Genomic DNA, 2,653 nt, shown 5'->3' with positions numbered 1-2,653 from the left:
TCAACAACAGTTAATCCGAACATAGCCTTTTATTTATATTCATGCCTGCTAGTACGCGTTAACCAAATCCAAACTTTTTACTTCCCAAACTTTTCTTTTATTAGCACATCAAAATACTGAGTATCGTTCGGGCTTGCTTGGAAGTTTTTAGCAAAATCGCTACTACATCCAGGATTACAAAAGCCTACTGTATAGCCACGATATTCGGTTAGCGAATCAGGTTTTACTGGTTTGCCAGATCTAGGGCAGAACTTGTTAATGGGCTCCATTGCTTTTCCTTAAAAGGTACTTACCACATTGCTTTCAAATTCCAAATGAACGAGCGCAAGGTTCACTATTTTCCACGATTAAAGTGAAAAAGTTCGCCGATTGCCCATCCAATTAATATAGCGGCTATATAAGCGATTGGGCTGTATAAAATCATAAGGCCAGCACCAATATTCGCGTCACCACCAACATACACAAAAAACTGCCCGTAACTAGCAGATGTCACTAACAATGCAGCTAAAGTCATAAAGAGGAGGCTTTGCTGGCTCAGATTTTTGTTAAAGACCCCTAAAACAGCAAGTACTATAAAAGGCAAACCGGGCAATATGCCCCAATATAATAAATTAAGAGATGACGCGGACCCGCTACCAGCTATGAATGCAGTTAATGAAAGTATGGCACCACCTAGAGTATTAAACGCTAACAAAGCGATTCTACTGTTCATTTATAAACCTAAATCTTTTTAACCTTGCAGAGTAAAAGCTCGACGGAAAGCTTGCGTTTCAACGCTTATCTCGTGAATCACCCTTTCACAACAAGAAGCCCTATTTTCGCTGCGCGTCTTCTGGGTTTAAGTCGTTACAAAACTGGCAGTCGATGTTCTTTTTAAAATTGTATGCTCGACGAGTAGCAAATATGACTATGGTAATAAAGGCCCAGGTTAGTCCAAATTTTAAAGAGTAAGAAACTGTTTGACCTTTAATATATTGAACGCTAGAAAACAAAGCAGACAATATGGGAAAAGCAATACTGTACTGAAAAATCCATTTCTTAATTGGCATGTAAGCTCTCCTTTTTCATATGTTTCACGCTACGCATGCCATTCATCAGAATAACGTGCTTTATTAGCTTTTCATTGAGAGCTTAAAAGTTAAGTTCTCTTTAACAGCCAGCCACTCTGTATTAATGATCGAAAACACAACGGTGTCTCTATAACCACCACTTGGCAATCTTTGATGATTCCTAAGTACACCGTCTTGTTTTGCCCCTAAACGAGCGATAGCGGCACGTGAAGCTTGATTATGCCAGCTTGTCCTAAACTCTACCGCGATAGCATTGAGAGTTTCAAATGCATGATTGAGCAGAAGTAGCTTACATTCGGTGTTGCATGAGGTTTTTTGGTATGTCTTACTGTACCAAGTATAGCCAATTTCCACTCTCTGATTAATCAGGTCAGCATTACAAAAGCGCGTTGAGCCAATAACCTTTCCACTCGCTTTTTGAATCACCACAAAGGGTAACGATAGCCCTTTGCTTTTCTGCTCTAGTGCTGTCGCAATATATTCACTAATAGTTTCAGCGTTTGGTACTGATGTGAACCATAGCTTCCACAATTCACCGTCCGTCGCTGCATTCACTAAGGCATCAGCATGTGCCATTGTTAACGGAATGAGCTTTATATTCTCAGATTCTAATTCAATCTCTTCAAACCACGTTTCACTTTCCATGTATTTCTAAATGTATGTTGCTAAGCATACAAGGTTTCCAAGAAGTACGTTACACCTAGCGAGACGAAAATAAACGACGCATTAGTTAATGCGCGAACAGGCCAACTAACCTGACCGTACGATATCCCAGCCCATTTAGAAAAAATAACTATTAACCCCATTAACCCAAACCACGGCGTGAAGAAAAGAATGATTTTCCACTTAACGATTGATACAGCGATATCGTGAAGCGCTCCACTAAAAAGAAATGTGGTAAAGGTAGCTAAATAAATGGGCAAAAAATTCGCAAGTGGACGTAGAACATTACGCGATAAATAATAACCCCAGATAGGGTTCCAATGATTCCAAAACGCTGGAAAAGAAGAAGCACCAAAAGACCTGGAAAGCATGTTCTTCATTGAATCACTTGCCCCCAACGGCACGCCATTTCGTTTTTTAACATACTGCGCAAGAGACAGTGTGCTTTTCATTGTACGCCAGCCCCGAAGTGAGTTCCCGTTTTAAGCGAAACATGCCTGTCTTTTTTAGCCATCATTGAGTGCTAACAGATGTTTGTTAGGGCTACATTCACTCGGTAGTTACCTGTTACTATTAATTGAAAATTTACCTTTAATTGCAAACCAAATTCCTGGAAATCCAAAGGCAAAAAAGAATAATATCGCATTGAATATAGATGGTTCAGATCTCTTACTTGATATCAACTCACCGCTTCCTAATTGCCCCAGTAGATACCAAATAGATAACCCAAATGCTGTTAAACCAATTACCCTACCTAAGTAATTACGTAACTTCCCAGTAGTGATACACATTACAAAAATGATTAAGCAGAAAACACCAAACACATAAATTCCGATTGGCTTACTCATTTCTGGTGCGATTAAAATCATAACAACACCAAACAACCCTGTAACCGTCATTCCGCACCTAATTAACTGATT

6 protein-coding genes are annotated in these 2,653 nt (G+C 39.5%); all 6 read right to left on the bottom strand.

The features are described 5' to 3' along the window. Window positions 1–77 precede the first annotated feature (77 nt). Window positions 78–269: a YHS domain-containing protein gene (locus ACX5KA_RS18485; protein ID WP_458731851.1), complete on the bottom strand. Its 192-nt coding sequence runs from the start codon at window positions 267–269 to the stop codon at window positions 78–80. A 65-nt stretch (window positions 270–334) separates the two neighbouring features. Next, a complete protein-coding gene (locus ACX5KA_RS18480) occupies window positions 335–712 on the bottom strand; it encodes a hypothetical protein (RefSeq protein WP_458731850.1) in 378 nt (125 codons plus the stop codon). Window positions 713–812: 100 nt separating this feature from the next. Next, window positions 813–1,049 (bottom strand): hypothetical protein, encoded by a 237-nt coding sequence (locus ACX5KA_RS18475; protein ID WP_458731849.1) that lies wholly within the window; start codon window positions 1,047–1,049, stop codon window positions 813–815. A gap of 63 nt (window positions 1,050–1,112) precedes the next feature. After that, on the bottom strand, window positions 1,113–1,715 hold the full coding sequence (locus ACX5KA_RS18470) for a GNAT family N-acetyltransferase (protein ID WP_458731848.1): 603 nt from the start codon (window positions 1,713–1,715) through the stop codon (window positions 1,113–1,115). A 20-nt stretch (window positions 1,716–1,735) separates the two neighbouring features. Next, entirely contained in the window at window positions 1,736–2,185 is a 450-nt protein-coding gene (locus ACX5KA_RS18465; protein ID WP_039220498.1) for an acyltransferase, read from the bottom strand. Between the two features lie 108 nt (window positions 2,186–2,293). After that, the coding region (locus ACX5KA_RS18460; protein ID WP_458731847.1) for a hypothetical protein at window positions 2,294–2,653 on the bottom strand (360 nt) is incomplete at its 5' end.

Source organism: Alteromonas alvinellae, from assembly GCF_902705805.1.
Note: the sequence above shows the minus strand (reverse complement) of the source record. Positions and strands in the feature narration are given on the sequence as shown.

Bases quoted from the DNA above. Each gene is read 5' to 3' on its own strand.
- ACX5KA_RS18485 (WP_458731851.1), bottom strand. From the start codon at position 269: ATGGAGCCCATTAACAAGTTCTGCCCTAGATCTGGCAAACCAGTAAAA.
- ACX5KA_RS18480 (WP_458731850.1), bottom strand. From the start codon at position 712: ATGAACAGTAGAATCGCTTTGTTAGCGTTTAATACTCTAGGTGGTGCC.
- ACX5KA_RS18475 (WP_458731849.1), bottom strand. From the start codon at position 1,049: ATGCCAATTAAGAAATGGATTTTTCAGTACAGTATTGCTTTTCCCATA.
- ACX5KA_RS18470 (WP_458731848.1), bottom strand. From the start codon at position 1,715: ATGGAAAGTGAAACGTGGTTTGAAGAGATTGAATTAGAATCTGAGAAT.
- ACX5KA_RS18465 (WP_039220498.1), bottom strand. From the start codon at position 2,185: ATGAAAAGCACACTGTCTCTTGCGCAGTATGTTAAAAAACGAAATGGC.